General features: G+C 59.8%; 25 protein-coding genes and 2 pseudogenes. 20 read left to right on the forward strand and 7 right to left on the reverse strand.

Annotation, left to right across the window (positions count from 1 at the left end; genetic code table 11):
- Positions 1-304: 304 nt before the first annotated feature.
- Entirely contained in the window at positions 305-946 is a 642-nt protein-coding gene (locus Q9451_RS07720; RefSeq protein ID WP_026383953.1) for a substrate-binding domain-containing protein, read from the reverse strand.
- Between the two features lie 121 nt (positions 947-1067).
- Between Q9451_RS07720 and Q9451_RS07725 the strand changes: the two genes are divergently transcribed.
- Complete coding sequence (locus Q9451_RS07725) at positions 1068-1373, forward strand: helix-turn-helix transcriptional regulator (RefSeq protein ID WP_079384800.1); 306 nt, start codon at positions 1068-1070, stop codon at positions 1371-1373.
- Positions 1374-1435: 62 nt separating this feature from the next.
- Here Q9451_RS07725 and Q9451_RS07730 read toward each other — a convergent pair whose 3' ends face one another.
- The 4 genes from Q9451_RS07730 to Q9451_RS07745 all read right to left on the reverse strand — a co-directional run bounded on the left by Q9451_RS07730 (position 1436) and on the right by Q9451_RS07745 (position 6259).
- Positions 1436-3949, reverse strand: a complete 2514-nt coding sequence (locus Q9451_RS07730) for a S8 family peptidase (protein WP_026383952.1) — start codon at positions 3947-3949, stop codon at positions 1436-1438.
- Entirely contained in the window at positions 3927-4958 is a 1032-nt protein-coding gene (locus tag Q9451_RS07735; RefSeq protein ID WP_026383951.1) for an AAA family ATPase, read from the reverse strand. Before Q9451_RS07735 ends, Q9451_RS07730 begins: the two co-directional genes overlap by 23 nt.
- Positions 4951-5301 carry a helix-turn-helix transcriptional regulator gene (locus tag Q9451_RS07740; RefSeq protein WP_196994086.1) on the reverse strand — a complete coding sequence of 117 codons (351 nt, stop codon included), beginning with the start codon at positions 5299-5301 and terminating at the stop codon, positions 4951-4953. The genes Q9451_RS07735 and Q9451_RS07740 overlap by 8 nt, the downstream gene beginning before the upstream one ends.
- A gap of 67 nt (positions 5302-5368) precedes the next feature.
- Positions 5369-6259, reverse strand: a complete 891-nt coding sequence (locus tag Q9451_RS07745) for a LysR family transcriptional regulator (protein ID WP_026383949.1) — start codon at positions 6257-6259, stop codon at positions 5369-5371.
- Between the two features lie 277 nt (positions 6260-6536).
- Between Q9451_RS07745 and Q9451_RS07750 the strand changes: the two genes are divergently transcribed.
- The 12 genes and pseudogenes from Q9451_RS07750 to Q9451_RS07805 all read left to right on the forward strand — a co-directional run bounded on the left by Q9451_RS07750 (position 6537) and on the right by Q9451_RS07805 (position 20707).
- Positions 6537-7439, forward strand: coding sequence for a WYL domain-containing protein (locus tag Q9451_RS07750; protein ID WP_026383948.1), 903 nt, complete (start codon positions 6537-6539; stop codon positions 7437-7439).
- Between the two features lie 15 nt (positions 7440-7454).
- Positions 7455-9212: a DUF262 domain-containing protein gene (locus Q9451_RS07755; RefSeq protein WP_026383947.1), complete on the forward strand. Its 1758-nt coding sequence runs from the start codon at positions 7455-7457 to the stop codon at positions 9210-9212.
- Positions 9212-11605, forward strand: a complete 2394-nt coding sequence (locus Q9451_RS07760; protein ID WP_026383946.1) for a class I SAM-dependent DNA methyltransferase — start codon at positions 9212-9214, stop codon at positions 11603-11605. The genes Q9451_RS07755 and Q9451_RS07760 overlap by 1 nt, the downstream gene beginning before the upstream one ends.
- Before the next feature lie 77 nt (positions 11606-11682).
- Positions 11683-13023 (forward strand): restriction endonuclease subunit S, encoded by a 1341-nt coding sequence (locus Q9451_RS07765; protein WP_223724521.1) that lies wholly within the window; start codon positions 11683-11685, stop codon positions 13021-13023.
- The gene (locus tag Q9451_RS07770) at positions 13007-14080 is read left to right on the forward strand and encodes a PDDEXK nuclease domain-containing protein (RefSeq protein WP_051429146.1); all 1074 of its coding nucleotides are present in this window, start codon (positions 13007-13009) and stop codon (positions 14078-14080) included. The genes Q9451_RS07765 and Q9451_RS07770 overlap by 17 nt, the downstream gene beginning before the upstream one ends.
- Positions 14077-17134 (forward strand): annotated as a pseudogene (locus tag Q9451_RS07775) (type I restriction endonuclease subunit R). The gene Q9451_RS07770 and the pseudogene Q9451_RS07775 overlap by 4 nt, the downstream one beginning before the upstream one ends.
- Before the next feature lie 211 nt (positions 17135-17345).
- Entirely contained in the window at positions 17346-18080 is a 735-nt protein-coding gene (locus Q9451_RS07780; RefSeq protein WP_026383942.1) for a VWA domain-containing protein, read from the forward strand.
- Positions 18080-18349 carry a WXG100 family type VII secretion target gene (locus tag Q9451_RS07785; protein ID WP_026383941.1) on the forward strand — a complete coding sequence of 90 codons (270 nt, stop codon included), beginning with the start codon at positions 18080-18082 and terminating at the stop codon, positions 18347-18349. Before Q9451_RS07780 ends, Q9451_RS07785 begins: the two co-directional genes overlap by 1 nt.
- Before the next feature lie 61 nt (positions 18350-18410).
- A complete protein-coding gene (locus tag Q9451_RS07790) occupies positions 18411-19676 on the forward strand; it encodes a hypothetical protein (RefSeq protein WP_198580730.1) in 1266 nt (421 codons plus the stop codon).
- Entirely contained in the window at positions 19673-20017 is a 345-nt protein-coding gene (locus Q9451_RS07795) for a hypothetical protein (RefSeq protein ID WP_026383939.1), read from the forward strand. The genes Q9451_RS07790 and Q9451_RS07795 overlap by 4 nt, the downstream gene beginning before the upstream one ends.
- The gene (locus Q9451_RS07800; protein ID WP_033936272.1) at positions 20010-20240 is read left to right on the forward strand and encodes a hypothetical protein; all 231 of its coding nucleotides are present in this window, start codon (positions 20010-20012) and stop codon (positions 20238-20240) included. Before Q9451_RS07795 ends, Q9451_RS07800 begins: the two co-directional genes overlap by 8 nt.
- Complete coding sequence (locus Q9451_RS07805) at positions 20237-20707, forward strand: hypothetical protein (RefSeq protein WP_242409102.1); 471 nt, start codon at positions 20237-20239, stop codon at positions 20705-20707. The genes Q9451_RS07800 and Q9451_RS07805 overlap by 4 nt, the downstream gene beginning before the upstream one ends.
- A 164-nt stretch (positions 20708-20871) precedes the next feature.
- Here Q9451_RS07805 and Q9451_RS07810 read toward each other — a convergent pair.
- Both Q9451_RS07810 and Q9451_RS07815 read right to left on the reverse strand, forming a co-directional pair.
- Positions 20872-21546: pseudogene (locus tag Q9451_RS07810) on the reverse strand (IS6-like element IS6100 family transposase); the annotation flags it as partial.
- 56 nt (positions 21547-21602) lie between these two features.
- On the reverse strand, positions 21603-22037 hold the full coding sequence (locus Q9451_RS07815; RefSeq protein ID WP_000414383.1) for a mercury resistance transcriptional regulator MerR: 435 nt from the start codon (positions 22035-22037) through the stop codon (positions 21603-21605).
- Positions 22038-22108: 71 nt separating this feature from the next.
- Between Q9451_RS07815 and Q9451_RS07820 the strand changes: the two genes are divergently transcribed.
- From Q9451_RS07820 to Q9451_RS07850, 7 genes are all read left to right on the forward strand, one after another.
- Entirely contained in the window at positions 22109-22459 is a 351-nt protein-coding gene (locus Q9451_RS07820; protein WP_001294666.1) for a mercuric transport protein MerT, read from the forward strand.
- A 15-nt stretch (positions 22460-22474) separates the two neighbouring features.
- Positions 22475-22750 (forward strand): mercury resistance system periplasmic binding protein MerP, encoded by a 276-nt coding sequence (gene merP / locus Q9451_RS07825; protein WP_000732290.1) that lies wholly within the window; start codon positions 22475-22477, stop codon positions 22748-22750.
- A gap of 71 nt (positions 22751-22821) precedes the next feature.
- Positions 22822-24507 carry a mercury(II) reductase gene (gene merA / locus Q9451_RS07830; protein ID WP_003090700.1) on the forward strand — a complete coding sequence of 562 codons (1686 nt, stop codon included), beginning with the start codon at positions 22822-22824 and terminating at the stop codon, positions 24505-24507.
- Between the two features lie 17 nt (positions 24508-24524).
- A complete protein-coding gene (gene merD / locus Q9451_RS07835; protein WP_003090698.1) occupies positions 24525-24890 on the forward strand; it encodes a mercury resistance co-regulator MerD in 366 nt (121 codons plus the stop codon).
- Complete coding sequence (gene merE, locus Q9451_RS07840; RefSeq protein ID WP_026383936.1) at positions 24887-25123, forward strand: broad-spectrum mercury transporter MerE; 237 nt, start codon at positions 24887-24889, stop codon at positions 25121-25123. Before merD ends, merE begins: the two co-directional genes overlap by 4 nt.
- Positions 25120-26109 (forward strand): DUF3330 domain-containing protein, encoded by a 990-nt coding sequence (locus Q9451_RS07845; RefSeq protein WP_010792470.1) that lies wholly within the window; start codon positions 25120-25122, stop codon positions 26107-26109. The genes merE and Q9451_RS07845 overlap by 4 nt, the downstream gene beginning before the upstream one ends.
- Before the next feature lie 129 nt (positions 26110-26238).
- Positions 26239-26799, forward strand: a complete 561-nt coding sequence (locus Q9451_RS07850) for a recombinase family protein (protein ID WP_003055107.1) — start codon at positions 26239-26241, stop codon at positions 26797-26799.
- Position 26800: the final 1 nt, after the last annotated feature.

Genomic DNA, 26800 nt, shown 5'->3' on the forward strand with positions numbered 1-26800 from the left:
ACGCCCGCTGCGCATTGAAGCGGATCGGCGGGTAAATGGCCATGGGCCAGATCAAAGCAGAGGGGGAGAAACGAAAAAAGGAGCCATGGCTCCTTTTGACTGCGATGACGTTGCTGGAACGCCATGCGGGAATGCGATGTGGAGCGGGTGATGGGAATCACCCAAGGCAACCAACCCATTGATTAATAACGATTTTTTCTGGTTACCCAAGCCAGAAATGGCCTCTAAGTGTACCACCCCGACCCTCTTGGCGAAAGACGTACATCCACCGCCTTCCGCTGGCGGCCACCGACAGCCACTGCGATCAGGAAGCGACCGATTTTACGATCTGTAGTGCCCTTCGCTCGAATCGCTCGGAAACAGAGTTCGCTTGCCCTTGGAGCCTATGCAGGTGCGTCACGATTTCGTAGGGGCCGTCGTCCAGGGGGCGCGTGCTGATTCCCCATCCATGGGCGCGCTTGATGCGCGATTGCGCGGATACCCCGACGCCGTAGCCGGCAGAAACCCATAGCGCCATCAGCTCGAAAGACGTGACGTACTGAAGATTCTGCTGGTCAGCAGGCAAGAGCGAGAGCAGCCGATGATCCAGCGAAGAACAAGCCTCAGCCCTCCAGCGAAAGATCGGGTAGTCCTGTAGATCGGCGACGGTGAGCGATGCCTGATCCAGCAAGGGAAACCGCAGCGGTATCGCAACGGCCATGCTCTCAACCCACAAAGGCTGGGTTTGGATGGCCGGATCGCTCGACCCTTGAAGCGACACCCCTACGTCATAGCGGCCTTCACGGAGTCCATCAAGCAACTCGTCGCCTGCAACCTCAAGGAACGCGATGCTGACCTCTGGCTCTTGCGCACGTTGCAGCGCGAGCAGCGCCGAAAGCTGAGATGACGATACGCCTGGCGCTATCGCAAGCCTGAGGTGGGCAGGTTGGCTGGTGATGTTGTCCATGGAGAACCCACAGAAGCGACGAAGCAGGTCAAGGGCAAACCAGCATCATAGTAAAGAGAGAACTTTAACGTCTATATGTTTAACGTGGTTAATTTAAGAGGATTGTTCGACGCTTCTGTCGATGCAGAAGCGTACTATTCAGCCAGGTCGTCCACCTGGCACACCCACCTATGAATCCGAACCAGCATTAGCTTTCGGGCGGGCCGTGCGTGCCGCTCGCGTCGCGCAAGGCGTCGCTCAAGACGACTTTGCATTTCAGGCTGGAATATCGCGTTCGCACATGGGCAAAATCGAACGCGGGGAGCATGTGCCGACGCTTCCCCTGATACTGAAAATTGCTGCCGCACTCGGGATAAGCGCCAGCGAGTTGATGGCAGCGACTGAAAGGAACCTCAGCGCTGGTAGTGAGCCGCAAGGCTCGGCATAGCGACTCGGCACGAGGCAAAGGGCGCAGCCCGTGAACCCGGCGGCGGAACGCCGGTGTGCTCCTTACGTATTCACGGCAACGACGTTAACCGCAGGGATTTTCTGGGCAACAGCAGCGTAAAGATCAACGTCCATCTGCTGGGTCTGAATGGATACCACCAAGCTATATCGCGCCGGCAGGCCATAGCGCTCCAGCGCAGGTCGTGTCCGCCACCATCCAGCCGAAGGATAGACAGCAATGAATCCGCGGCTGGCCAATTCAGCCGCTGTGCCCTTCCAGACATCCTGGTGCAGCGAACCACGATGCCGCTGCCGTTCGCCCAACAGCCAGTTGGGGTCGGATGGGTTCACAGGGTCACCCTCATCCTCGCGCTGGGCCGCCGCATTTACCCGTGCGACAAAATTCTCGGTGGATGCATCAAGCGGACGCTGCACATCGAATCGCAGACGATGCGAAGGGTAGTGATACTTCGAGGCGATACCGCGCGCCGAAGGGTTGGGTTCGATGAAGTAGGAGAGCGTGATGCGCATCTCGACGGGCGTGTCCTGCAGTGCCTCCAACTCATCCTTCGGCCAAGGCAAGGAGTGCAGATTCATGTCGCGCGTTACGATGCCCTTGCCCTGAACCTTTGCATAAGGATGTACCACGTCTTCAACCAGTAGGGTCAGCGAGTCTCCCGCGCTCCAGAGCGCCCGGTTCAAGTCCGGGACTCCCCAGCCGCAATGACGAATCAGGTGAACATAATCGTCCTTGTTCGGCACTGCGGGCAAGAACATCCCGCGCATGCTCTCGCTCCATTGTGCCGAATGCACCAGCAACGCACGCACGGTTTCCGGCCGGAGGTTCGGATAGGCTGCCATGATCTGAGCTGCCATTCCCGCACACAATGCAGATGCGGCACTGGTGGCGTTGCTGGTGGTGAACAAGCGATCCAGCGGCTGGTTATGGGGCGTCAGCAAGTTCAGACTGGCCATGCCTACCGCACCCAGCTCATCCTTGGCTGCATTGCCTCCTTCTAGCACCACTTCGGGTTTCAAGGGCCACGCTCGGTCCCATGTCCGGGTCGTTGTGGTAAAGGGGCTAAGGCCACCGGCTTCTGCGACGTGATTCAAGGAAGGATGGCCTTCCGTGTCGATCTTGTCAGTGCACGCCCCTACCGTGATGGCATTCCATGCCTGGCCGGGGTCATGGACAAGATTGGTGGCGAGGCTATCGGGATACCCGGCCCATGCATTGGGATCGCGCGTGTTGCCTGCGGACAGCACGAACAGACGTGGACTGTCACCCGCCCCATCGGTATCTGCTGCAAGACCATCGACGGCAGCAGACCATGACGAAGGACGGCCACGATCACGGTAGTCCGAAGCCGTCACTGCTGATGCAAACACGCGCGTCCGATTCGGGGCTGAAATTTCAGGGCGTGCGACACCTTCGGTAAAAAGATAAGCATGGTGACGCGCATCGCCTTCGTTGGCGCCTTCCGTAGGCACCAGCTTGACCGACTCCAACCGATGCGGAACGCTGATCGAGTCAGCAGATGAAAGGATATCTGTGAGATCGCCATAGGCCGCCAGGCCAGCCAGCCCTGTGCCGTGATTCGCCTCGTCTTCCACGCCCCATGCCGGCTCCACCGTATGCAGGTCTCCCGCATCCATCAGAGGCTCCAGCAGCGGATGCGTGCGCGTCACGCCGGAGTCCAATAAACATACGCGGGGGGCTGCATCATCCGACGGCGGCAACTGGGCGCGACGCAGCAAATCGTCCGCCCATTCACGTTGCTCACCCACATCCATGCCATCGAAGAATTCGGCGGTTTCCTTGGCATAGCGAAGTTCGGCAACACAATTCAGCGTCATTACTGACCGAGAAAGCTGCTGCTGCGATCCGTACATCAGCAGCACAGTGCGCTCGGGGAAGTTGACCTGTTTGTCGCTGACGACACATTCTGCCAAGCGGGCGAGCTTCTTGAAGTCCCCTACAACGACTTGCCGCTGTCCCGCCCCTCGAACCGGAAGCCATACCTCCCACCAGAAGGCGGTAGCGAGATCGTCAGGCAGTAGTTCGGGGACGTCAGTCCACAGAGCCCTGATTTCTGCTGCTCGAATGGATTCGATTGCATCCAACAGCTTCCTGTGATCGCGTGCTTGACCGCGACTATCCTTCTTCTCCTCCAGATAGTCGGAGATGTATTTTTCAAAATGCGCCAGCTTTCCATCAGGGACGAAGACATTAGCGAAGGTTTGATTGCCCTCGCGGCGAACACTGAGAAGTTCAATCTTCTTGGTTTCGTTCGCCAAGCTCTCGAACGCCAACTCGACATCAGGCTGGCTGGAAAACTGGATTTGTAAGCCCAATCCGCTTTCCAGTTGCAGGTCTCGCTGACCTTGAGCCGCTTCTGCTGCTACGGGCTTCAAGTTTTCAACCTGGCCGCGAAGGGATGCCCCGTGCTGCTGCCGGGGCAAGGTCGGCACGTTGCGTGTCGATCCACCTCCAGCAGAGTGCGCTTTGAATTCGACGGCTTGGGATGTATCTCGAAGAATGAAATGCGGGCGTTTAGCTTGCGGTTGATCCGGCATGGTTCGGCGCGACCTTCTTATTGTTCATACTGAGGCTGAATTTGCGGCGCTCATCGAAAGCGCGTTTCAGCACATCTGCCTTCACGCGCTCCTCGTCGTGCATCACTGCCTCTTTGATGGATTCATCCACAGCGCGTCTGATCTCCGCGTAACTCAACCCGTCCGCCTTGGCTGTGATGGCCTTGAGTGGAAAGGGCTTGGGCGCGAACTTCCCGAGTCGCGACTGGATCAGCTTGGCAGCCTGCGGCGCGCTTGGAAGCCGATACTCGATCACGTCATCAAACCGGCGAAACAGTGCGTAGTCAAGGATCTCCGCATGGTTCGTCGCCGCGACGATCAAACTATGGGATTGGTCGCTCTCAATCATTTGCAGAAAGCTGTTCAGTACTCGCCGAATCTCTCCCACATCGTTGGCCAGTCCTCTTTGTGAGCCGATGGCGTCGAACTCGTCAAAGAAGTAAACGCCTCTCACATCATTGATGGCATCGAATATTTGGCGCAACTTGGCGGCGGTCTCGCCCATGAACTTGGTGATCAAGGCATCCAGTCGAACGGCAAACAACGGGATACCAAGCTCACCAGCCAGTACGGAGGCCGTCATCGTCTTGCCGGTACCCGGCGGGCCGACCAGCAGCAGCTTGCGTCTCGGCGACAGGCCATGCTCGCGGATGCGCAAATGGTGCTTCTGCTCTTTCATGATGCGGCCAAGCTGTTCGACCATCTCCGCATCGAGCACCATGTCCGACAGACGATTCTTCGGATAGGAAACCGTCAGCAAGTTCGCTAGCTCACCGCGCGGACGGGCCAACGGCACCAGCTTACCCTCGGTGCCATTCGGTGAGACACGGGCTTTCGCCGCGTCGATCATGTCGCGCAGTTCTTCGGCAAGCTTGCCGTGACCGACCTTCGCTTCACGGGCCGCGACCTGCATGGCGACAGAATAGAAGTGCTGATCATCCCGCTCGATATGGGATTTCACCAACGCCTTGAGTTGTTCGGCATTAGCCATAGTGACCTCCCACCTGCGCTGTCATGTTGGCCGATGTTTCCAGTGATGCCAGCGCAGACTGCATCAATTGATCGGCGACGTGCTCGTCGATCGCACCCAGCTCATTCGAGTCGGCAGCCAGAACGAACAGCAGGCCGACAGGCACATGCAATGCCTCGGCGATCCTGGTGACCGTCGAAAGTGTCGGGTCGCGCTTATTGTTCTCAAGCATCGACAAGTACGACACGGAACAATTGGCTCGGTTCGCAATGGTGCTTTGAGAGTCCCCCCGTTGCGTTCGGCACAGTCGAATGGCTTGTCCAACATTCATGACGCTTGCCTTCTCACGGGTTGCGACGAGCATAAGTATCTCGAAATTTTACCACCAGTGAACATCATTGGCGAGACTTTCCCTGCGAAGAACTGCCCGATCAATCGCCCGAGTGCTCGCGCAGGCGCGCGATGAACCGCTCCACCGACACCGGCATGCTCTCGCTGGTAGGTCGCAGCAAGTAGGTCGTGATGATCGCGGAATCCATAGCCAGGGGACGGATCACCACATCGGGGCGCGGGCTCGCCGCGACCCTGGTTGCCGTGATGAAGCCTACCCCGTAGCCCGCACCGACCAGGGTAAGCATCATGTCCAGCGAAGACACATGCTCGACAACGTCGGGCTCACGCTCTAGCGGCCGCAGGAGCCGCACCAGTTCGCGGTAGCAGCCTTCGCATATCTGCGGATCGCATAAGACCAGTGGGTAGCTCGCAAGCTGATGCAGCGGAACGGCCTTGTGTGAAAGCAATGGGTGTCTGGCGGGCACCGCGACCGCCAGCGAGTCGTGCCAGAGCGGCTCGGTCAGGATGTCATCGCCGACCTCCGCCGTGTGCGCGAACCCGATCGAGAAATCGCCCGAGCGCAACCCGCGCAACTGCTCGGCCAGCGGCACTTCGGACAGGCGAATCTCGATCTCCGGCTCTTCCTCACGGCAACGGGCCAGGAGGGCTGACAGCCGGGGATCGATGGCGCCGTCGGACACGGCGATGCGAAGGCTTCCGCTCAGCCCCGCCGCGACCGCCCGGACATTCTCCTGAGCCTGTTTCAGCGCGGCGAACACCCTGCGCACGTCTTGCAGGAAAGTCGCGCCAGCCTCGGTAAGCACCGTACCTCGGCGGTTGCGCACGAAGAGCACCGCGCCCAGGTCGTCCTCAAGCTCCTTGATGGCGCGGGACAATGGTGGCTGTTCGATATGAAGGCGCTCGGCGGCCCGAGTGAAGTGCAGCTCCTCTGCGAGAGCCACAAAGCAGCGAAGGTGTCGCAGTTCCATGGGCCGTGCTCCTGTTCCCTATCAAGGCTCTATTCGCACCAGCTTTCGTCCGCAGAAGCCTGCTGGATGCACGCTATTCCACGGCGTTCCTGGTGCGCTCCGCTGGACTCATCACCTACTCGTCCATGCGAGATCACTCATTTGCGCCTCAAAAATGGTTATCATAATGCAGCGCACTAACAAATCAACTTAGATTTATAGACGTCTTTCTACACAGACCATATACTTTCGGCGGAAATCTGCATAAGCATTCGCTAACCCGAACGAGCCAACCAGGATGCCCCACGAACAGCTTGCCGATCTAACCCAGCCACAGCGCGACCGGCTCGCGTTCGTGGAGTTGCGCGTGCGCTTCATTGGGGAGATGCGCCGCCAGGATTTGGTCGCGCGGTTTGGTATCCAGTCCGCTGCTGCGTCCAGGGACCTGGCGCTGTACAAGGACTTGGCTCCGGGCAACATCGACTACGACGGCAAAGGCAAGTTCTACGTCCTCGGCCCGAGCTTCCAGCCAATCTTCGATTTCCCGCCCGAGCGGGTGTTGTCGTGGCTGACGCAGGGTTTTGGCGACGGTGAACCGATGCACATCAAAGCCTGGGTGGCCAGCGAAAGCCCGTCCCGGCTCACCCACCCTGACCTGAACATCCTGGCGAGCGTGACCCGTGCCATCCACTACGAATGCCCGCTCGGCATCGAGTACCACTCCATCTCCAGCGGCCGCACCGTGCGGGAGATCGTCCCGTTCGCGCTGATCGACAACGGCCTGCGCTGGCACGTCCGCGCCTTCGACCGCAAATCGCAGGAGTTCCGGGATTTCGTCATCACCCGCATCAAGCGCCCGGTGGTGCGCAAGGGGCAGCCCGTGGCGCCCCACGAGATGAGCGATCAGGACATTCAGTGGACCCGGATCGTCGAGCTGGAGCTGGTTCCTCACCCGGATCAGCCCCGGCCAGAAATCACCGAAATGGACTACTGCATGCAAGGCGGCGTGTTGCACATGAAGCTGCGTGCCGCTACGGCTGGCTACATCCTGCGCAAATGGAGTGTGGACTGCTCCCCCGACCATAGCCTGCGCGGCCCCGAGTACCGGCTGTGGCTCAGCGACCCGTTGGCGCTGTACGGCGTAGAGAACGCCAAGCTGGCTCCCGGCTACCAAGCGCCGAGCAGCCCCAAGAAACGATAGGAAAGAACAAGCGCAATGGCCAAAACACTTGAAGCGCACGACAAGCTGATCCGCGAAATTTTCGAAGGCAGCTACCAGTTCGAGATCCCGGACTACCAGCGCCCTTACGCCTGGACAACCGAGCAGGCGGGCGAGTTGTTCGACGATCTGATCTCGGCCATGCAGGACGCCCGTATCTCCGGCGCGACCAGTCAATATTTCCTCGGCAGCATCGTTCTGATCAAGAACGACCGGGAGCCGAAGTCGTCGGTGGTCGATGGCCAGCAGCGTCTGTCCACGTTGACGATGCTGTTCGCCGTGCTGCGTGAGGCCATGCCGCACGCAGCCGACGACATCACCGACTTCCTCTACAAGAAGGGCAAGGTCAGCCTCGGCGAGAAGAACGAATACCGCCTGACCGCCCGTGAAGAAGATGCCGCCTTCTTCCGCGTCAACGTTCAAGAGCCGGGTGGCATCGCGCAGCTGGTCGACAGCACCTCCAAGCTGGAGGACAGCCGCCTGCGCTACCGCGAAAACGCCACGCTGCTGCTCGGCAAGGCCAAGGCGCTGCCGCCCGCCGATTTGATCGCGCTGTGGCAGTTTCTCGCCAACGACTGCTCGCTGGTCGTCATCTCCACGCCCGACCTCGAAGCCGCGTACCGCATCTTTTCGGTGCTCAACAACCGGGGGCTCGATCTCGCGCCCATCGACATCATCAAGGCGCAGGTGCTGGGCCTGATCCGCACTACGGCAGGCGACGTCAAGAGCCGTGCCTACGCCAAAGAGTGGAGCCGCATCGAGACTGCCCTGGGCCGCGACGCCTTTGGCGACCTGTTCGGCCACATCCGCACCATTTACGCCAAGCAGAAGCAGCGGGCCACGCTGGTCAAGGAATTCCAGGAGCACGTCACCGAGTACAAGGCTCCCATCGACTTGGTCGACAAGGTCATCAAGCCCTACGCCGAAGTGTGGGACTTCGTGCGCGATGCAGACTTCGAAGCCACCGAGCACGCCGAGACGATCAACCAGCACCTGTCCTGGCTCAGCCGCGTGGACTTCAAGGACTGGGTGCCCCCGGCGCTGGTGTATTTCAAGCGCTTCCGGCAAAAGCCCGCGCTGCTCGCGGAATTCTTCGCGTCACTGGAACGCCTCACCTATTTCCTGCTGGTCACCAAGGTAGGCATCAACGAGCGCATCGAAACCTACGCCGCGCTCACCAAGGAAGTCGAACCGGAGACTTTCAAGGGAGATTTGGCCGATCTCACCACGCTGGCTCTGACTGACGCGCAAAAGCGCAAGTTCATCGCGGCACTCGATGGGGACATCTATGACGATCTGCCCAAGGCACGCATGGCGCTGGTCTTGCGCCTTGAATCCTTGGTGCGCGCCCCCGGCGTGCAGTTCCAGAATGCCGTGTCGTTGGAACACGTCCTGCCACAAACACCGTCCGACGGTTCGGACTGGCTCCAGTGGTTCCCCGACAAGGACGAGCGCGATGGCTGGATGCACCGCCTCGCCAACCTGGTTCCGCTGGACAGGAACAAGAACTCGTCCGCCAGCAACTACGACTTTGCCAAGAAGAAGGACGCCTACTTCAGAGGCAAGGGCACCGCATCACCCTTCGTGCTGACGCAGGAAGTTCGGTCAGAAAACACGTGGACACCGGCACTGCTGATTGATCGGCAGAAGCGCCTCGTCGGTGTGCTCGAAAAGCACTGGAACCTTGCCGTGCCACCAACCGATTCAGTCAGCAAAACGGCTGACACCACAACAGCGATGCAAGGGCAGGTTTGATGAAACCCGTAAAACAACAAGACCAAAGCAACCTGAAGTGGGTCGCCGACTTCATCTGGAACATTGCTGACGACCGCCTGCGCGACGTGTACGTGCGCGGCAAGTACCGTGACGTGATCCTCCCCTTTACCGTGCTGCGGCGGCTCGACGCCGTGCTGGAATCCACCAAGCAGGCGGTGCTGGAGCGCAAGAGGTTTCTCGACACGCACAAGGTGGCCGAACAGGACGGAGCGCTGCGGATGGCGGCGGGGCAGGCCTTCTACAACACGTCAGAGTTCACCCTCGCGACGCTCACCGCCAGTGGGCAGGGGCAGCGTTTGCGCGACAACTTCGTTGATTACCTGAACGGCTTCTCGCCCAACGTTCAGGACATCCTGGCGAAATTCAAGTTTCGTGACCAAATCCAGACGATGGTTGAGGCTGACATCCTCGGCCATCTAATCAACGACTTCCTCGACCCCGAGGTCAACATCTCGCCCTTGCCAGTCAAGGATGCCGATGGCCGCATCAAGCTGCCCGCACTTGACAACCACGGCATGGGCACCGTGTTCGAGGAGTTGATCCGCCGCTTCAACGAAGAGAACAACGAAGAGGCTGGCGAACACTTCACCCCGCGCGACGTGGTCAACCTCATGGCCAAGCTGCTGTTCCTGCCGGTGGCCGACCAGATCCAGTCCGGCACCTACCTGCTGTATGACGGCAGTTGCGGCACTGGCGGCATGCTCACCGTGGCGGACGAGGCGCTTCAGGAACTGGCCGCGAGCCACGACAAGGAAGTCTCGATTCACCTGTTCGGGCAGGAAATCAACCCCGAAACCTACGCCATCTGCAAGGCCGACTTGCTGCTCAAGGGCGAAGGCGACGAGGCCGAGAACATCGTCGGCGGCGCGGACAAGTCCACGCTGTCGGCCGATCAGTTCCGCTCACGCGAGTTCGACTTCATGATCTCCAACCCGCCCTACGGCAAGAGCTGGAAGACCGATCTCGACCGGATGGGCGGCAAGAAGGAATTCAGCGACCCGCGCTTCATCGTCAACCACGGCGGCTATGCCGAATTCAAGCTCATCACCCGTTCCAGCGACGGGCAGTTGATGTTCCTGGTGAACAAGCTGCAGAAGATGAAGCACAACACGCCGCTGGGCAGTCGCATCGCGCTGGTGCATAACGGCTCGGCGCTGTTTACCGGCGACGCGGGCCAGGGCGAGAGCAACATCCGCCGCTGGGTGCTGGAGAACGACTGGCTCGAAGCCATCATCGCCCTGCCGCTCAACATCTTCTACAACACTGGCATCGCCACCTACATCTGGGTGCTGGCCAACAAGAAGGCCGCGCATCGCAGGGGCAAGGTGCAACTGATCGACGCCTCGCAGTGGTTCCAGCCGATGCGGCGCAACCTCGGCAAGAAGAACTGCGAACTGGCGGATGCGGATATTGACCGCATCCTCAAGCACTACCTCGACGAGCCGCCCACCGATGCCGAGGCCGCGAAGGCAACACCTGAGTGCAAGTGGTTCGACAACGCCGACTTCGGCTACTGGAAGATCACAGTTGATCGCCCGCTGCGCCTCAAGAGCCAACTCAAACGCAACGCCATCGAAAGCCTGCGCTTTGCCACCGGTGACGAGGCGCTGCGCAGCGAGATGTACGCCAAGCACGGCGACAAGCTGTACACCGAATTCGCCAAGCTCAAGCCCGAAATCGAAGCGTGGCTGAAAGGTGACGATGGCGACGACGATGCCGATGATGAGTCGGATGACGAAGACGCCAAGATCACCAAGAAGGCCGTGCCGGAGAAGCGGCGTAAGAAGCTGCTCGACCCCGCGACCTGGCTGCGCGACAAGTCCCTGCTGGAAACGGCCAAGCTGGCGCAGCAGGAACTGGGCGAAGGCGTGTTTGACGACCACAACGAATTCCGCACGCGCTTTGACGCCACGATGAAGGCGCACGGCAAGAAGCTGGGCGCGCCCGAAAAGAAGGCCATTTACAAGGCGGTGAGCTGGCGCGACGAGTCGGCACCGCCGGTCATTGCCAAGCGCAGCAAGCTCAAGGCGGGCGACCATTTCGAACCCGGCTACGACGGGGCGTACCTGCAGACCGTGGGCAAGGATCGCTTCATGGTCGAGTACGAGGCCGACACCGACCTGCGCGACACCGAACAGGTGCCGCTCAAGGAAGCCGGCGGCATCGAGGCCTTCTTTGTGCGCGAGGTGCTGCCCCACGCGCCGGATGCGTGGATCGCGATGGACGCCACCAAGATCGGCTACGAGATCTCGTTCGCCCGCTACTTCTACAAGCCGACCCCGCTGCGCACGCTGGAGCAGATTCGTGCCGACATTCTGAAGCTGGAAGAGCAGACCGACGGTCTGCTGCACAAGATCGTGGGGGCGGCGTGATGGGAGTGCAGGCAAGGTATCCCGCGTACCAAGAGTCGGGATTGCCTTGGGCTCCCAAGGTGCCACAGGGCTGGAGTGTGCTGCGCAACGGTCGTTTGTTCGCGCACCGGGTGCAGACCGGCTTCCCCGAGCTGCCGATTCTGGAGGTGTCCCTGCGTACGGGCGTGCGTGTGCGTGACATGGAAAACCTCAAGCGCAAACAGGTGATGAGCCAGAAGGAGAAGTACAAGCGCGCCGCCAAGGGTGACATCGCCTACAACATGATGCGGATGTGGCAAGGCGCACTCGGTCCCGCCCCGGTTGACGGGTTGGTCAGCCCCGCCTACGTGGTGGTCAAACCCTTCGAGGAGGCCAACAGCGCCTACTACAGCTACTTGTTCCGCACCGATGCTTACATGCGCGAAGTGAACAAGTTCTCACGCGGCATCGTGGCTGATCGCAACCGGCTCTATTGGGACGAGTTCAAGCAAATGCCGTCCTTGGTTCCACCCCGCCCCGAGCAAGACCAGATCGTCGCCTACCTGCGCGTGCAGGACGGCCACATCGCCCGGCTCATCAAGGCCAAGCGCGATCTCATCCGCCTGCTCACCGAACAGAAGCTGCGCATCATCGACCACGCCGTCACGCGCGGCCTCGATGCCTCGGTCGCGTTGAAGCCGTCCGGCATCGAGTGGCTGGGGGATGTGCCAAAGCATTGGGAAGTCGCATTTCTCAAGCACATCGCAGACGTGCGTTTTAGCGGCGTGGACAAACATTCTCACGATGACGAAACGCCGATTCGCCTGTGCAACTACACCGATGTCTACAAGAACGACCGCATTACTGGCGATATGGATCTGATGCGCGCTACAGCGACTTCGGCGGAAATTGCCCGCCTCACGCTGAAAGCTGGCGACGTCATCATCACTAAGGACTCTGAGACACCGAACGACATTGCCGTACCAGCGTGGGTGCCGAAAAGCTTGCCCGGCGTGGTGTGTGCCTATCACCTCGGCTTGCTACGACCGGAACCGGATCGTGTCCTAGGCGAGTTCCTGTTTCGCGCCATTGGCTCGGCGCGGATTGCGCAGCAATTTCACGTTCTCGCTACAGGCGTCACGCGCTTCGCACTCGGCAAGCACGATGTAAAGAACGCTGTCATTGCGCTGCCACCTGTCGAAGAACAAAAGGTCATCTGCAAGCGGATCGACGACGAGTGCCAGCCACTCGACGAGGCCATCGCTCGTGCAGAGGAAGAAATCAAACTGATCCGCGAATACCGCGACCGGCAGATTGCCGATGTCGTCACCGGCCAAGTGGACGTGCGCGGCTGGGTGCCGGGCCCGGATGATGGGGTGGCCGAGGAAGACTTGGCCGCACTGGGTGGCGACGAAGACATGGATACCGACGGGGAGGACGAGGATGGCGAAGAACACTGAGCCCGCCTTGGCTGGAGGCAGCCTGCTCACCGAACTGCGCGGCCTGATCGAGTCCGCCCGCCAGCACGTCGCGCAGACCGCCAATGCCACGCTGACGGTGCTGCACTGGCATGTAGGCCAGCGTATCCGCCACGAGGTGCTGCGCAACGGTCGCGCCGAGTACGGCGAGGAGATTTTGCCGACACTGTCGGCAAAATTGGTGCGTGATTACGGGCGCGGCTTCAGTGCACGCAATCTGGCGCGCATGATCAAGTTCTCAGAGGCGTTCCCGGACGAGGCAATTGTTGCGACGCTGTCGCAACAATTGAGCTGGAGCCACTTCATCGAAATTTTGCCGCTCAAGCAGCCGTTGGAGCGCGAATACTACGCCGAGCTATGCCGCGTGGAGCGCTGGAGCGTGCGCACTCTACGCGAGCGCATCGGCAGCCAGTTGTACCTGCGCACGGCCATCGCCAAGCAGCCCGAAGCCGTGGTGAAGGCGGAAATCAGCCACCTTCGCGACGGCGGCCAGATGACGCCCGAGCTGGTGTTCCGCGACCCCTACATGCTGGACTTCCTGGGCCTGCCGCACGACTTCAGCGAGCGCGATCTGGAAGACGCCATCCTGCGTGAGATGGAGCGCTTCCTGCTGGAGCTGGGCGTGGGCTTCACCTTCGTGGCGCGGCAAAAGCGCATCAGCGTCGGCGCGGACGACTTCTACCTTGACCTGCTGTTCTATCACCGTCATCTCAAACGCCTGGTCGCGGTGGAGTTGAAGCTGGAGAAGTTTCAGCCCGCGCACAAGGGGCAGATGGAGCTGTACCTGCGCTGGCTCGACCAGTACGACCGCGCGGCGGGCGAGGAGCCGCCCATCGGCCTGATTTTGTGCGCCAGCAAGGACGCCGAGCAGGTGAAATTGCTGGACATGGAAGCGTCCAATATCCGCGTGGCGGAATACCTGGCGCACATCCCGGATATGCAGGTATTGCAGGCCCAGTTGCATCGCGCGGTGGAGCTGGCGCGCGAACGCGCAGTGCGAGGCCTGTTGCCGAACGAGACAAAGGGAGCCACCGAATGAAACCCACCGACACCAGCGAAAGAGCGCTGGAGCAGTTGATCGTGCGCCATTTGGCGGGTATCAGCGAGCACCCGTCAGTCGCGACCAACACGGCGGCAGATGCACAGGCCGTGTACGCACCCGGCGGCTACGTGCTTGGCCGGGCGGCGGACTACAACCGCGACGTGGCGGTGGATGTGGTGCAGTTGCTGGCGTTTCTGCAGGCCACCCAGCCCAAGGCGGTCGAAACACTGGAGCTGGCCAGCGAGGGCATCAAGCGCACGCAGTTCCTGCACCGCATCCAGGGCGAGATCGCCAAGCGCGGCGTGGTGGATGTGCTGCGCAAGGGCGTGGGCCACGGCCCGGTTCACGTCGATCTGTACAAGCTGCTGCCGACGCCGGGCAACGTCAGTGCCGCCGAGAACTTTGGCAAGAACATTTTCAGCGTCACCCGCCAGTTGCGCTACAGCAATGACGAATCGCAGCGTTCGCTGGACATGGCCATCTTCATTAACGGCCTGCCGGTGCTGACCTTCGAGTTGAAGAACTCGCTGACCAAGCAAACCGTGGCCGACGCCATCACCCAGTACCAGACCGACCGCAATCCAGCCGAGTTGCTGTTCCAGTTGGGGCGCTGCGTGGCGCACATGGCGGTGGACGATGCCGAGGTGCGGTTTTGCCCGCATCTCACCGGCAAGACCTCGTGGTTCTTGCCGTTCAACCAGGGCTGGAACAGCGGTGCGGGCAATCCGCCGAACCCGCACGGCCTGAAAACCGATTACCTGTGGAAGCAGGTGCTGCAGAAGGACTCGCTGGCCAACATCATCGAGAACTTCACGCAGGTGGTGGACGAGGAAGACGAAAAGGGCAAGAAGCGGCGCAAGCAGGTGTTCCCGCGTTTTCACCAACTACGTACCGTCCGCGCCTTACTGCACCGCTCCCGCGAGGACGGGGTCGGCAAGCGCTATCTGATTCAGCACTCGGCGGGCAGCGGCAAGAGCAACACCATTGCGTGGCTGGCCCATCAGTTGGTGGAGCTCAAGACCGCTGCCGATGCGATGCTGGCCCAGTTCGATTCGGTCATTGTCATCACCGACCGGCGCGCGCTGGATACCCAGATCGCCCGCACCATCAAGAGCTACGACCACGTGGCGTCGATCTTCGGCCATTCCGAGGACGCTGCCGAGTTGCGCACCTTCCTGCGCAAGGGCAAGAAGATCATCGTGACGACGGTGCAGAAGTTCCCGTTCATCCTCGATGAGCTGGGCGACCTCGGGGACAAGAAATTCGCTCTGCTGATCGACGAGGCGCATTCCAGCCAGGGCGGCAAGACCACGGCCAAGATGCACATGGCCCTGTCTGGCGCTGCTGGCGACGATGAGGATGACGACGAATCCGTTGAGGACGCTGTCAACAAGCTGATCGAGTCGCGCAAGATGCTGGCGAACGCCAGCTACTTCGCTTTCACGGCCACGCCGAAAAACCGGACGCTGGAGTTGTTCGGCGAGCGCTACGTGGAGGGCAGCGAAGCGCGCTACCGTTCGCCGGAGGAGTTGACCTACACCACCAAGCAGGCGATCCAGGAGGGTTTCATCCTCGACGTGATTGCGAACTACACCTCGGTGGACAGCTTCTATCACGTCGCCAAGACGGTGGAGGACGACCCGGATTTCGACAAGGTGAAGGCGCTGAAGAAGATTCGCCACTACGTCGAATCCCACGACAAGGCAATCCGCAAGAAGGCCGAGATCATGGTCGATCACTTCAACGCGCAGGTGGCGGGCAAGCACAAGATCGGCGGCAAGGCACGGGCCATGATTGTCTGCAACGGCATCGCGCGGGCCATCGACTACTGGCGCGAGGTGTCGGATTACCTCGCCACGATCAAGAGTCCATTCAAGGCCATCGTGGCGTATTCGGGCGACTTCGAGATTGGCGGGGTGAAGAAGACCGAGGCCGACCTCAACGACTTCCCGAGCAAGGACATTCCGTCCAAGCTCAAACAAGACCCGTATCGCTTCCTGATCGTCGCCAACAAGTTCGTCACGGGTTTCGACGAGCCGCTGCTGCACACGATGTACGTGGACAAGCCGCTGGCGGGCGTGCTGGCGGTGCAGACGCTCTCAAGGCTGAATCGGGCACACCCGCAGAAGCGCGACACCTTCGTGCTCGACTTTGCCGACAACGCCGAGCCGGTGAAGGTGGCCTTCCAGGACTACTACCGCGCCACGATCCAGACCGGCGAAACCGACGCCAACAAGCTGCACGACCTGAAAAACGACCTCGATGCGAAGCAGGTGTACAGCTGGCAGCAGGTTGAGGATTTGGTGGCGCTCTACGTCACAGGCGCAGACCGCGACAAGCTAGACCCCATCCTCGATGCCTGCGTGGCCGAGTACATCGACAAATTGGACGAAGACGGCCAAGTCGAGTTCAAGGGCAAGGCCAAGTCCTTCGTGCGCAGCTATGGCTTCCTCGCGGCGATCCTGACTTACGGTCACCCGGCCTGGGAAAAGCTGGCGATCTTCCTGAACTTCCTGATTCCGAAGCTCCCCGCGCCGAAGGAGGAAGACCTCTCCAAGGGAGTGCTGGAAGCCATCGACATGGACAGCTACCGCGTGGAGGCACAGGCATCGCTGAAGATGTCGATGGACAATGCCGACGCCTTCATCGAACCGCCCCCGCCCGGTGGTGGCGGAGGTGGCGGCACGCCCGATATCGACAAGCTATCGAACATCATCAAGGCCTTCAACGATATGTTCGGCAACATCGAGTGGAAGGACGGCGACAAGATTCGAAAGGTCATCACCGAGGAAATTCCGGCGCGCGTGGCGCAGGACAAGGCCTACCAGAACGCACAGGCCAACTCCGACAAGCAGAACGCGAAGCTGGAGCACGACAAGGCGCTGAATCGCGTGGTGCTGGAGCTGATCTCCGACCACAACGGAGCTGTTCAAACAGTTCAGCGATAACCCCAGCTTCAAGCGCTGGCTGACCGATATGGTCTTTGACTCGACGTATCACCCGGCTGCGGTGCCACTGAAGGTACCACCGCAGGCTGGGGCGCGCCTGTGACGGAGGGGAAAAAGCGATGAAGCTGAATTTGGTGAAGGTGGTTGTCGATTACCTAAAGGCTCGGCCGGGCGAGAAGTTCCACGCCCGACAGGTCGCCGCAAGTGCAAGCATCAAATTGCCAAGAATATCGCGCAAATCGGGGTGGTTCTATGCGAGCGCCTCGTCACGCGGGTCTAGGAAATCATTTCTCTAATTTCAAGGAGTCCTGTCTATGAGCAACACCCCATTCGATCCGTCGAAATTTACCGCGCCGAAAGCCAAACCACTGCCGGTAATTCTCCTGCTCGATGTCAGCGGCAGCATGAGTGGAGAAAAAATCCGCAATGTGAATGATGCTGTTCGCGATATGTTGGATACGTTCAGCGACACCGAGAACGGTGAAACTGAAATCCATGTGGCGATCATCACTTTCGGCTCTCAGGTAGTGCTGCATCAGCCGCTTGCCAGCGCCAGCGATATTCATTGGCAGGATCTTTCTGCTGGCGGCATGACCCCGCTTGGCACGGCATTGCAAATGGCCAAAGCGATGATCGAGGACAAAGATGTCGTCCCTTCGCGTGCGTATCGTCCGACGGTCGTATTGGTTTCTGATGGCGGGCCGAATGATGCGTGGGAAAAGCCTCTGAACGCATTCATTAGCGATGGTCGCTCTGCAAAATGTGACCGTTTGGCAATGGCGATAGGCGCTGATGCTGACGAGGCAGTACTTGGGAAATTTATCGAAGGCACCTCTAATCGCCTCTTCTACGCAGAGAATGCCAAGCAGCTACGTGACTTCTTCAAGTTTGTCACCATGTCGGTGACCATCCGCACGAAGTCACAGACGCCAAACAATGTGCCTGAAGCGAGCGCCATTGACATCCAGCCCGCCACAATCGAAGCACGTCAGGATAAACAGAACTCTGCGACACAAAGTTCTTCGACAGAAGATGGAGGGTATTGGTAATGGCGCAAGCAATTGGCGATCCAGAAGAGCTAGAGCGCTTCGCCTATTCGTTACAACAGTTTGTCGATTCGCTCAACGATGCAGTAGGCAACCTTAACGGTGCCTTTGCTTCACTCGGAGACACCTGGCAAGACGAAAAGCGGGCGCGATTTGAGGAGGATTACAACGCGCTCGTTCAGCAGTTGCAGCACTTCAACGACAACGCGTCCGAGCAGGTTCCATATCTGGCAGCGCTCGCGTCGCGCCTGCGAGATTATTTGCAAAGCTAAGGGCAGCGAGGTCGCAGTGGCACAAGTTTCAATTGGGCAAGTGGAGAATCTGGAAGACCTCGTGCGCGAGCTGCAGTCAGTGCGCGAGGCGCTAGAGGCCGCATGTCGCGAACAAATTGCTGTTGCGGAGCAGAAATGTGCAGAGGCTCGTGAAGAAGCGCAGAGCAGCGCAAGCATGTTGGAAAGCGCCATCGAGCAGGAGCAAGCCGCCACGCAAAATGTCGATGGCGCTGAACAAGCGCTTGATAGCAGTCAGAGCTCGCTTTCTTCCGCCCAGTCTTCGCTATCTACTTGCCTTGCTCAGCCGCACGATGACGATGGACGTTGCCCAGACTGCTCCGGCGAGGACTCTGCCGTCACCGAAGCAGAAACCGCTGTTGAGCAGGCTCAGAGCATGCTGGAACAAGCAAGAGCAGAGCTTGAGGTGGCGACAGGAGATCGCATCTCCATGGAGCAGCGCATGGATCTTGCGAAGCAGGCCCAGGCGATGGCCGAACATGCCCTGGAGCAGGCCCTACAAGCATGCAATACGCACTTGGCAACTGTCGGTCAGGCGATTGAAGTTGGCACTGCGCGCTTGATATCCGCGCAACAGGCACTGGATGCCTATCTCGCGACAAACCCGTCCGCTGCGCAATTCCATGCATGGTTGAAATGGGACCCTGCCAAAGATGGCCGCCCTGTGACTCCGGATATGTTGCGAGACCGCATGAACCTATCGTCAGAGCAGAGACGATTGCTTCAGGAATATCTTTACGACCGTGATCCAGCGTATCGCAAGCAGGTCGATAAATTTCGGAACCAATGGGTAGCCGCCAAGGGTGATGCAGAGCGAAACATCGTCGCACGTAAGGCACGGATACACCTGAGCGGTGAATTCGGGGAGCAGATAGTTCGGCACGCACTTGCGCCACTTGGCGGCCGGATCGAGACGCAAGGGCGAACCTTTGTGGGCGATAACGGACGCTACACAAAAACAGATTTGATAGTCACTGACTTGCGGGTTCCGGTCATTCTGGGGCGTGGTGAGGGCATGGGGGCTCCTGTGGGAGGCTCGATGGCATTCGAAGTGAAATGCGGCAAGGCGGAATACCTCTATTCGCAGAAAGATCACATGATTTTTCAGGCCGAAGGGCACAAGCAAGCAGACGCGCAATGCACTCTTTGCTCACGAGACATCCACGATTTGCCAGAAGAAAAACAGAAAGAACTGCGCGATGCCCTGCGCGAAGCTGGCTCACCGATGGTGGGAATGTTGCCAAGGAAAAATGAAATAGATCAGTCCTGTCTTGATTTCATCCGCCAAAACGAGGAGGAGCAACCATGAAAATACGTTTCGCAATTATTAGCCATGACCTTCTCGCGCAAGTTCGAGCTGAAGTTGACGTCCTCCTGCGTGCAGTCAATGTCGGAGATATGGATGGCGTGGATGCGTCCACCACACGCCTCTTGGAGCTGACAGTTAATTGCAGATCGATTGAGTTGTCCGAGCAAGAGTGGCGCGCATTTCTAAACGAAATCAGGGTCAAGAACCCCGAGTTCGAATCGAGCTACCTTTTGCCTGGGACTATTTGCGCCCCCCTATTTCCAAAGCTCTCGGTAGCTGACGACTATGTTCTCGAACTTCCAATCGATGGTGATATGGAAGAGGAGGAAGCTAATGTTTGATGAGGCCTTTGGAATGACTGCGATGTGTACTGGAAAATTTCGCGAGGGAGTGCGTGATACGTTCGGCGCATCCATTGTTGCCGATGTACTTGATCCGATTCTCAAGGAAGTCGATTCACTCCGCATTCTCAATGCTGCTTTCAAGCAGCAAGCGTTCGCCATTGATCGAACCTTGAATGATGCGCGCGAGCTGCAGTTCAAAGACAGTGGGTGGAATCAATGAGTCGAAGCGCGAAGGATATTCAGAGCGTAATTTCCAAGCTACACAAGGCAATTGCGGACTATCAAGAAGGTTGTGCGCGCATCGACCGCGAATTCGATACCACTAAAAAAGCATTAAACGAAGATCAGGAGCGCAATCGGAGCATAAGGAAGTCGAATTGGCAGGCAGGCTTTGCCAAAGAGTGGGAAAGAAATGCAACTGCTATAGCGAACGCAAGTTCGCAGCTTAGACAACATCAGCCTGCCTTCGTGGATTTTGTCGTAGACAAGCCATTGATGGCATCGGAAATTCCAGCAGGTCTTGTGCTTGGCTCGGAGCAAGTCTCTTTTGAGAAGCTCTCTTGTCATGCCTCAAAAGTCATCTCATTTCCCTTCTCCAGCGCTCTTATTTTTCCACAAGGCGATGCAGAGCAGAAACACCTCGTGTGTCATTTTCAGAAGACGACTGCACCAGTTGATTGGGCGTAATGGCTGTTGTGCAGCCAGCTCCTGACAGTTCAATATCAGAAGTGATCTGCACCAATCTCGACTATGCTCAATACTCGTGTGCACCAAAGCGAGGTGAGCATGGCGACGGAGGCTCTGTTGCAAAGATTGGCGGCAGTCAGAGGTAGGCTGTCGCTCTGCGCCGATCAGGCGGCTGCTGCGAAATGGTGGTTGAGCATGCCCATGGCCTCCGTCAGCGCCGAGGGCCCAATGCCAAAAGCTCTCTCCACAAGGCGCACCTCGCCCCTGATGCCGGGCTGCAGGCACCAGGGGCGAGCCTGTCCTTTGCGCAGGGCTCGCATGACTTCGAATCCCTTGATCGTGGCATAGGCCGTGGGGATCGATTTGAAACCGCGCACCGGCTTGATCAGTATCTTGAGCTTTCCGTGATCGGCCTCGATCACGTTATTGAGATACTTCACCTGCCGGTGGGCCGTCTCCCGGTCCAGCTTTCCTTCGCGCTTCAATTCGGTGATCGCTGCACCATAGCTCGGCGCTTTGTCGGTATTGAGCGTGGCAGGCTTTTCCCAGTGCTTCAGGCCTCGCAGGGCCTTGCCCAGGAACCGCTTCGCTGCCTTGGCGCTGCGGGTCGGCGACAGGTAGAAATCGATCGTGTCGCCCCGCTTGTCGACTGCCCGGTACAGGTAGGTCCACTTGCCCCGCACCTTGACGTAGGTTTCATCCAGGCGCCAGCTCGGATCAAAGCCACGCCGCCAGAACCAGCGCAGCCGCTTCTCCATCTCCGGGGCGTAGCACTGGACCCAGCGATAGATCGTCGTATGGTCGACCGAAATGCCGCGTTCCGCCAGCATTTCCTCAAGGTGGGGTCGTCTCAGAAAACGGAAAATAAAGCACGCTAAGGCGTAACTACCCTCGGCTACACCGCGTCGGCACCACGCGGCTCTTTCTCCCCTTGCAGCGAAGCAATCAGCGGGCAAGAAACGTTCCCTTGCCGCGCATGGCAGGCGAACACAAGTTCGGATAGCACGGTTTCCATGCGCGCCAGGTCGGTCATTTTTTCGCGCACGTCCTGAAGCTTGTGCTCGGCCAGGCTGCTGGCTTCCTCGCAGTGGGTGCCGTCATCCAGCCTCAGCAGCTCTGCGATCTCGTCGAGGCTGAATCCGAGCCGCTGGGCTGATTTCACGAAGCGCACCCGCGTCACATCCGCCTCGCCATAGCGGCGGATGCTGCCATAGGGCTTGTCCGGCTCCGGCAACAAGCCCTTGCGCTGATAGAACCGGATTGTTTCCACGTTGACCCCGGCCGCCTTGGCGAAAACGCCAATAGTCAGATTCTCCAAATTTTTTTCCATATCGCTTGACTCCGTACATTGGTACGGAAGTAAGCTTAAGCTATCCAATCCAGATTTGAAAGGACAAGCGTATGTCTGAACCTCAAAACGGGCGCGGGGCGCTCTTCACTGGCGGGCTAGCCGCCATCCTCGCCTCGGCTTGCTGCCTGGGGCCGCTGGTTCTGATCGCCCTGGGGTTCAGCGGCGCTTGGATCGGCAACTTGACGGTGTTGGAACCTTATCGCCCGATCTTCATCGGCGCGGCGTTGGTGGCGCTGTTTTTCGCCTGGCGGCGCATCTACCGACCGGCGCAAGCCTGCAAACCAGGGGATGTGTGTGCGATTCCCCAAGTGCGCGCTACTTACAAGCTCATTTTCTGGGTCGTGGCCGCGCTGGTTCTGGTCGCGCTCGGATTTCCCTACGTCATGCCATTTTTCTATTAATCACAGGAGTTCATCATGAAAAAACTGTTTGCCTCTCTCGCCATCGCTGCCGTTGTTGCCCCCGTGTGGGCCGCCACCCAGACCGTCACGCTGTCCGTACCGGGCATGACCTGCTCCGCTTGTCCGATCACCGTCAAGAAGGCGATTTCCAAGGTCGAAGGCGTCAGCAAAGTTAACGTGACCTTCGAGACACGCGAAGCGGTTGTCACCTTCGATGATGCCAAGACCAGCGTGCAGAAGCTGACCAAGGCCACCGAAGACGCAGGCTATCCGTCCAGCGTCAAGAAGTGAGGCACTGAAAACGGCAGCGCAGCACATCTGACGCCCTTGTCTGCTACCACAAACGAAAAAGGATCTGTCGCATGACCCATCTAAAAATCACCGGCATGACCTGCGACTCGTGCGCGGCGCACGTCAAGGAAGCGCTGGAAAAAGTACCCGGCGTCCAATCTGCCATAGTGTCCTATGCCAAGGGCGCGGCCCAGCTCGCCCTTGATCCAGGCACAGCGCCGGACGCACTGACCGCCGCCGTGGCTGGCCTGGGCTACAAAGCGATGCTCGCCGATGCCCCGCCGACCGACAACCGCACTGGGCTGTTCGACAAGGTGCGCGGCTGGATGGGTGCCGCCGACAAGGGCAGCGGCGGCGAGCGCCCGTTGCAAGTCGCCGTGATCGGCAGCGGTGGAGCCGCGATGGCGGCAGCACTGAAGGCCGTCGAGCAAGGCGCGCAGGTCACGCTGATTGAGCGCGGCACCATCGGCGGCACCTGCGTCAACGTCGGTTGTGTGCCGTCCAAGATCATGATCCGCGCCGCCCACATCGCCCATCTGCGCCGGGAAAGCCCATTCGACGGCGGCATGCCACCCACACCGCCGACGATCTTGCGCGAGCGGCTGCTGGCCCAGCAGCAGGCCCGTGTCGAAGAACTCCGTCATGCCAAGTACGAAGGCATCCTGGACGGCAATTCAGCCATCACCGTTCTGCACGGTGAAGCGCGTTTCAAGGACGACCAGAGCCTTATCGTTAGTTTGAACGAGGGTGGTGAGCGCGTCGTGATGTTCGACCGCTGCCTGGTCGCCACGGGTGCCAGTCCGGCCATGCCGCCGATTCCGGGCCTGAAAGAGTCACCCTACTGGACTTCGACCGAGGCCTTGGTCAGCGACACCATTCCCGAACGCCTGGCCGTCATCGGCTCGTCGGTGGTGGCGCTGGAACTGGCGCAAGCCTTCGCCCGGCTGGGTAGCCAGGTCACGATCCTTGCGCGCAGCACGCTGTTCTTCCGCGAAGACCCTGCCATCGGCGAGGCCGTCACAGCCGCCTTCCGTGCCGAAGGAATCAAGGTACTGGAACATACGCAAGCCAGCCAAGTCGCCCATGTGGACGGCGAATTCGTGCTGACCACTGGACAGGGCGAAGTGCGCGCCGACAAGCTGCTGGTCGCCACCGGCCGGACACCGAACACGCGCAGCCTGGCATTGGAAGCGGCGGGGGTAGCCGTCAATGCGCAGGGGGCCATCGTCATCGACAAGGGCATGCGCACCAGTAGCCCGAACATCTACGCGGCCGGCGACTGCACCGACCAGCCGCAGTTCGTCTATGTGGCGGCAGCGGCCGGCACTCGTGCGGCCATTAACATGACCGGCGGCGACGCCGCCATCAATCTGACCGCGATGCCGGCCGTGGTGTTCACCGACCCGCAAGTGGCGACCGTGGGCTACAGCGAGGCGGAAGCGCACCACGATGGCATCGAAACCGACAGCCGCACGCTGACGCTCGACAACGTGCCGCGTGCGCTCGCCAACTTCGATACCCGCGGCTTCATCAAGCTGGTCATCGAGGAAGGCAGCGGACGGCTGATTGGCGTACAGGTGGTGGCCCCGGAAGCGGGCGAACTGATCCAGACGGCTGTTCTCGCCATTCGCAACCGCATGACGGTGCAGGAACTAGCCGACCAGTTGTTCCCCTACCTAACGATGGTCGAGGGCTTGAAGCTCGCGGCGCAGACCTTCAGCAAGGACGTGAAGCAACTGTCCTGCTGCGCCGGATAAGGAAAAGGAGGTGTTCGATGAACGCCTACACAGTGTCCCGACTGGCCCTTGAGGCCGGGGTGAGCGTGCATATCGTGCGCGACTACCTGCTGCGCGGATTGCTGCGGCCAGTCGCCTGCACCACGGGCGGCTACGGCTTGTTCGATGACGCCGCCTTGCAGCGGCTGTGCTTTGTGCGGGCCGCTTTTGAGGCGGGCATCGGCCTGGACGCATTGGCGCGGTTGTGCCGGGCGCTGGATGCGGCGGACTGCGATGAAACAGCCGCACAGCTTGCCGTACTGAGTCAGTTCGTCGAACGCCGACGCGAAGCGTTGGCCGATCTGGAAGTGCAGTTGGCCGCGATGCCGACCGCGCCGGCCCAGCAAGCGGAGAGTCTGCCATGAACAGCCCCGAGCGCTTGCCGACCGAGACACACAAGCCGTTCACCGGCTACCTGTGGGGTGCGCTGGCGGTGCTCACCTGTCCCTGTCATTTGCCGATTCTCGCCATTGTGCTGGCCGGCACGACGGCCGGCGCGTTCATCGGCGAGCACTGGGGTATTGCAGCCCTCACGCTGAGCGGCTTGTTTGTCCTGTCTGTGACGCGGCTGCTGCGGGCCTTCAGAGGTCGATCATGAGCGCTTCCCAGCCAATTGAATGGACAGTGGCGCAACTGGCGCAGGCGGTCGAGCGCGGGCAGCTTGAGCTGCACTACCAGCCGATTGTCGATTTGCGCAGTGAGCAGATTGTCGGCGCGGAAGCCCTGTTGCGCTGGCGTCATCCGACGCTCGGACTGTTGCCGCCGGGCCAGTTCCTGCCCGTGATCGAATCGTCCGGCCTGATGCCGGAAATCGGCGCATGGGTGCTGGGCGCAGCCTGCCGTCAAATGCGCGACTGGCGGGTGCTGGCATGGCAACCGTTCCGGCTGGCCGTCAATGTTGCGGCGAGCCAAGTGGGGCCAGATTTCGACAAGTGGGTAAAGGGCGTGCTGGCCGATGCCGGGTTGCCCGCCGCGTATCTTGAAATTGAGCTGACCGAATCGGTTGCGTTCGGTGATCCGGCGATCTTCCCCGCCCTGGAAGCTTTGCGACAGATCGGTGTGCGCTTCGCCGCCGACGACTTCGGCACCGGCTATTCCTGCCTGCAACACCTGAAATGCTGCCCCATCAGCACGCTCAAGATCGACCAATCGTTTGTCGCCGGACTCGCCAACGACCACCGCGACCAGACCATCGTGCGCACCGTGATTCAGCTTGCGCATGGGCTTGGCATGGAAGTAGTGGCCGAAGGCGTGGAAACATCGGCGAGTCTTGATTTGTTGCGACAAGCGGACTGCGACACAGGACAAGGCTTCCTGTTCGCCAAGCCGATGCCGGCGGCGGCATTCGCCGTCTTCGTCAGTCAATGGAGGGGTGCCACCATGAATGCAAATGATCCGACTGCCACCAGTTGCTGCGTGTGCTGCAAGGAAATCCCGCTCGATGCCGCCTTCACCCCGGAAGGCGCGGAATACGTCGAGCACTTCTGCGGGCTGGAGTGCTATCAGCGCTTCCAGGCGCGCGCCAAGACCGGGAGCGAAACCGATGCCGATCCGAACGCCTGCGACTCATCACTGTCAGACTGAGGCATACCCTATCCTGATGTCAGGAGAAGCCACCCAGCAACGTCAGAATAGAGTTAACTTTTGTGTTTCTTGACACCTGCGGCGAAAGGTCATAGATTTCTTCCTGACACTTTCGTATTTGGAGGTATCTTGCAGGGTCAACGCATCGGCTACGTCCGGGTCAGCAGCTTCGACCAGAACCCGGAGCGGCAACTGGAGCATGTCGAAGTCGGCAGGGTGTTCACCGACAAGGCGTCGGGCAAGGACACCCAGCGGCCCGAGCTTGATTCGCTGCTGGCCTTCGTGCGCGAAGGCGACACCGTGGTGGTTCACAGCATGGATCGCTTGGCGCGCAACCTCGATGACTTGCGCCGCCTCGTACAAAAGCTGACCAAGCGCGGCGTGCGCATCGAGTTCGTCAAGGAAAGCCTGACCTTCACCGGCGAGGATTCACCGATGGCGAACCTGATGCTGTCGGTCATGGGGGCATTCGCCGAATTCGAGCGGGCCTTGATCCGTGAGCGGCAGCGCGAAGGCATCGCGCTCGCTAAGCAACGCGGAGCCTACCGAGGCCGAAAGAAGTCTCTGAGCGGTGAACAGATTGCTGAACTGAAACGGCGCGTCACGGCGGGCGAGCAAAAAGCGAAGCTGGCCCGTGAATTTGGTGTCAGCCGGGAGACCCTGTATCAATACTTGAAATTGGATCAATAAA

Source organism: Pseudomonas sp. NY8896, assembly GCF_039634505.1.

What these genes read in the sequence shown, in the direction of transcription:
- Q9451_RS07735 (WP_026383951.1), bottom strand. Translation starts at nt 4,958, where the DNA reads ATGGCTAATGCCGAACAACTCAAGGCGTTGGTGAAATCCCATATCGAG.
- Q9451_RS07725 (WP_079384800.1), top strand. Translation starts at nt 1,068, where the DNA reads ATGCAGAAGCGTACTATTCAGCCAGGTCGTCCACCTGGCACACCCACC.
- Q9451_RS07815 (WP_000414383.1), bottom strand. Translation starts at nt 22,037, where the DNA reads ATGGAAAAAAATTTGGAGAATCTGACTATTGGCGTTTTCGCCAAGGCG.
- Q9451_RS07785 (WP_026383941.1), top strand. Translation starts at nt 18,080, where the DNA reads ATGGCGCAAGCAATTGGCGATCCAGAAGAGCTAGAGCGCTTCGCCTAT.
- merA (WP_003090700.1), top strand. Translation starts at nt 22,822, where the DNA reads ATGACCCATCTAAAAATCACCGGCATGACCTGCGACTCGTGCGCGGCG.
- merE (WP_026383936.1), top strand. Translation starts at nt 24,887, where the DNA reads ATGAACAGCCCCGAGCGCTTGCCGACCGAGACACACAAGCCGTTCACC.
- Q9451_RS07795 (WP_026383939.1), top strand. Translation starts at nt 19,673, where the DNA reads ATGAAAATACGTTTCGCAATTATTAGCCATGACCTTCTCGCGCAAGTT.
- Q9451_RS07740 (WP_196994086.1), bottom strand. Translation starts at nt 5,301, where the DNA reads ATGCTCGTCGCAACCCGTGAGAAGGCAAGCGTCATGAATGTTGGACAA.
- Q9451_RS07800 (WP_033936272.1), top strand. Translation starts at nt 20,010, where the DNA reads ATGTTTGATGAGGCCTTTGGAATGACTGCGATGTGTACTGGAAAATTT.
- merP (WP_000732290.1), top strand. Translation starts at nt 22,475, where the DNA reads ATGAAAAAACTGTTTGCCTCTCTCGCCATCGCTGCCGTTGTTGCCCCC.
- Q9451_RS07845 (WP_010792470.1), top strand. Translation starts at nt 25,120, where the DNA reads ATGAGCGCTTCCCAGCCAATTGAATGGACAGTGGCGCAACTGGCGCAG.
- Q9451_RS07805 (WP_242409102.1), top strand. Translation starts at nt 20,237, where the DNA reads ATGAGTCGAAGCGCGAAGGATATTCAGAGCGTAATTTCCAAGCTACAC.
- Q9451_RS07820 (WP_001294666.1), top strand. Translation starts at nt 22,109, where the DNA reads ATGTCTGAACCTCAAAACGGGCGCGGGGCGCTCTTCACTGGCGGGCTA.
- merD (WP_003090698.1), top strand. Translation starts at nt 24,525, where the DNA reads ATGAACGCCTACACAGTGTCCCGACTGGCCCTTGAGGCCGGGGTGAGC.
- Q9451_RS07780 (WP_026383942.1), top strand. Translation starts at nt 17,346, where the DNA reads ATGAGCAACACCCCATTCGATCCGTCGAAATTTACCGCGCCGAAAGCC.
- Q9451_RS07750 (WP_026383948.1), top strand. Translation starts at nt 6,537, where the DNA reads ATGCCCCACGAACAGCTTGCCGATCTAACCCAGCCACAGCGCGACCGG.
- Q9451_RS07760 (WP_026383946.1), top strand. Translation starts at nt 9,212, where the DNA reads ATGAAACCCGTAAAACAACAAGACCAAAGCAACCTGAAGTGGGTCGCC.
- Q9451_RS07720 (WP_026383953.1), bottom strand. Translation starts at nt 946, where the DNA reads ATGGACAACATCACCAGCCAACCTGCCCACCTCAGGCTTGCGATAGCG.
- Q9451_RS07730 (WP_026383952.1), bottom strand. Translation starts at nt 3,949, where the DNA reads ATGCCGGATCAACCGCAAGCTAAACGCCCGCATTTCATTCTTCGAGAT.
- Q9451_RS07755 (WP_026383947.1), top strand. Translation starts at nt 7,455, where the DNA reads ATGGCCAAAACACTTGAAGCGCACGACAAGCTGATCCGCGAAATTTTC.
- Q9451_RS07745 (WP_026383949.1), bottom strand. Translation starts at nt 6,259, where the DNA reads ATGGAACTGCGACACCTTCGCTGCTTTGTGGCTCTCGCAGAGGAGCTG.
- Q9451_RS07770 (WP_051429146.1), top strand. Translation starts at nt 13,007, where the DNA reads ATGGCGAAGAACACTGAGCCCGCCTTGGCTGGAGGCAGCCTGCTCACC.